Source organism: Protofrankia sp. CiP3 (assembly GCF_917627345.1).
In the GTDB taxonomy this organism is placed as follows: Bacteria; Actinomycetota; Actinomycetes; order Frankiales; family Frankiaceae; genus Protofrankia.
The window spans coordinates 29,133-31,615 of sequence record NZ_CAKJTM010000045.1 but is presented as its reverse complement, the minus strand read 5'-3'; the positions used below and the strand labels follow the sequence as shown (position 1 = coordinate 31,615).

General features: G+C 67.9%; 1 pseudogene. It reads left to right on the top strand.

What is annotated here, in order from left to right:
- A pseudogene (locus MJ797_RS15915) lies at positions 1-2,358 on the top strand (hypothetical protein); the annotation flags it as partial.
- Between the last annotated feature and the right edge of the window lie 125 nt (positions 2,359-2,483).

The window sequence follows — 2,483 nt, the reverse complement described above, 5'->3', positions numbered from 1 at the left end:
CCCGACCAGCGCGCTCAGGCTCTGAGCGCCGCTATCACCATCGACTGGCCGGACGCCCGGGCGCAGGCGTTGATCGGGCTAGCACATCACCTGCCCCCTGAGCAGCGTGGGCCGGTTCTCGCCCGGGCTGCGCTGAGCGCCGCTATCACCATCGACTGGCCGGACGACCAGGCGCGGGCGTTGATCGGGCTGGCGCCTTACCTGCCCCCTGACCAGTGTGCTCAGGCTTTGAGCGCCGCCATCACTATCGACCACCCGGAGGCCCGGGCGCAGGCGTTGACCAGGCTGGCACCTTACCTGCCCCCCGACCAGCGTGGGCCGGTCCTCGCCCAGGCTCTGACCGCCGTTACCACTATCGACCTGCCGTACGCCCAGGCGCGGGCGTTGACGAGGCTGGCATCTCATCTGCCTCCTGACCTGCTCGCTCAGGCTCTGAGTGCTGCTACTGCCATCGACCACCCGGAGGCCCGGGCGCAGGTGTTGATCGGGTTGGCGCCTCATTTGTCTCTTGGCCTGCTCGCTCAGGCTCTGAGTGCTGCTACTGCCATCGACCACCCGGAGGCTCGGGCGCAGGTGTTGATCGGGTTGGCGCCTTATTTGTCTTTTGACCTGCTCGCTCAGGCTCTGGGTGTTGCTACTGCTATCGACTGGCCGTGCGCTCGGGCGCAGGTGTTGACGAGGTTGGCATCTCATCTGCCTTCTGAGCTGCTCGTTCAGGCTTTGAGTGCAGCCACCGCTATCGACCTGCCGTACGCTCGGGCGCAGGCGTTGACCAGGTTGGCGCCCCATCTGCCTCCTGACCTGCTCGTTCAGGCTTTGAGTGCCGCCACCGCCATCGACCACCCGGAGGCTCGGGCGCAGGTGTTGACCAGGTTGGCGCCCCATCTGCCTCCTGACCTGCTTGCTCAGGCTTTGAGTGCTGCTATCACCATCGACCACCCGGAGGCTCGGGCGCAGGTGTTGACGAGGTTGGCATCTCATCTGCCTTCTGAGCTGCTCGTTCAGGCTTTGAGTGCCGCTGCCGCTATCGACGATCCGTACGCTCGGGCGCAGGTGCTGATCGGATTGGCACCCTACCTGCCTCCTGGCCTGCTTGCCCGGGCTCTGAGTGCCGCTGCCGCCATCGGCTGGCCGTACGCCCGGGTACGGGCGTTGATCGGGTTGGCACCTCATCTGCCTTCTGACCTGCTCGTTCAGGCTTTGAGTGCCGCCATCACCATCGACTGGCCGGACACCCGGGTGCGGGTGTTGACCAGGCTGGCACCGTACCTGCCCCCTGACCAGCGTGGGCCGCTCCTCACCCAGGCTTTGACCGCAGCCACCACTATCGACTGGCCGGAGGCCCGGGTGCGGGTGTTGACCGGGTTGGCACCGTACCTGCCCTCTGACCAGCGTGGGCCGGTCCTCGCCCAGGCTTTGACCGCAGCCACCACCATCCACCGGCCGGACGCCCGGGCGCAGGCGTTGACCAGGCTGGCACCGTACCTGTCTCCCGACCTCCTCGCTCAGGCTCTGAGTGCCGCCACCGCTGTCGACCGCCCGGAGGCTCGGGCGCGGGCGTTGACCAGGCTGGCACCGTACCTGCCTCCCGACCAGCTCGCTCAGGCTTTGAGTGCCGCCACCGCTGTCGACCGCCCGGAGGCTCGGGCGCGGGCGTTGACCAGGCTGGCACCGTACCTGCCTCCCGACCTCCTCGCTCAGGCTTTGAGTGCCGCCACCGCTATTGACTGTCGGGAGGCCCGGGTGCGGGCGTTGACCGGGCTGGCACCTCACCTGCCTCCTGACCAGCGTGGATCGGTCCTCGCTCAGGCTCTGAGCGCCGCCGCCACTATTGACTGTCCGGAGGCTCGGGTGCGGGTGTTGACCGGGCTGGCACCGTATCTGCCTCCCGATCAGCTCGCTCAGGCTCTGAGTGCCGCCACCGCTATTGACTGTCGGGAGGCCCAGGCGCGGGTGTTGGCTGGGCTGGCACCGTATCTGCCTCCCGATCAGCTCGCTCAGGCTTTGAGTGCCGCCACCGCTATTGACTGTCGGGAGGCCCAGGCGCGGGTGTTGGCTGGGCTGGCGCCGTATCTGCCTCCTGACCAGCGCGGGCCGGTTCTCGTCCAGGCTTTGACTGTCGCCACCGCCATCGACTGGCCGGCTGCCCGGGCGCGGGTGTTGGCCGGGTTGGCGCCCTATCTGTCTCCTGACCAGCGCGGACCGGTCCTCGCCCAGGCTCTGACCGCCGCATCGTTAGCAGGACGGGATGCCGTGATCGATGTTCTTCCAGCCGTCCTTTCGATCGAGGAAGGGCGCGACCTGCTCGCAGCCGCGGTCGTCTCGTCGCTGCTGCGTGTGCAGCGCTGGTGGCCCTGAAACTGAGCCTGCCCGGTGCCCCCAGAGCGTCGAACCCTGGCGCGGGGCTAACGCATTGGTGCTGGCCGCCGTGTCGCCGCTTCCTGATCGAACGACGACTTCCGAAACACGCCGTAGAGCTGGTC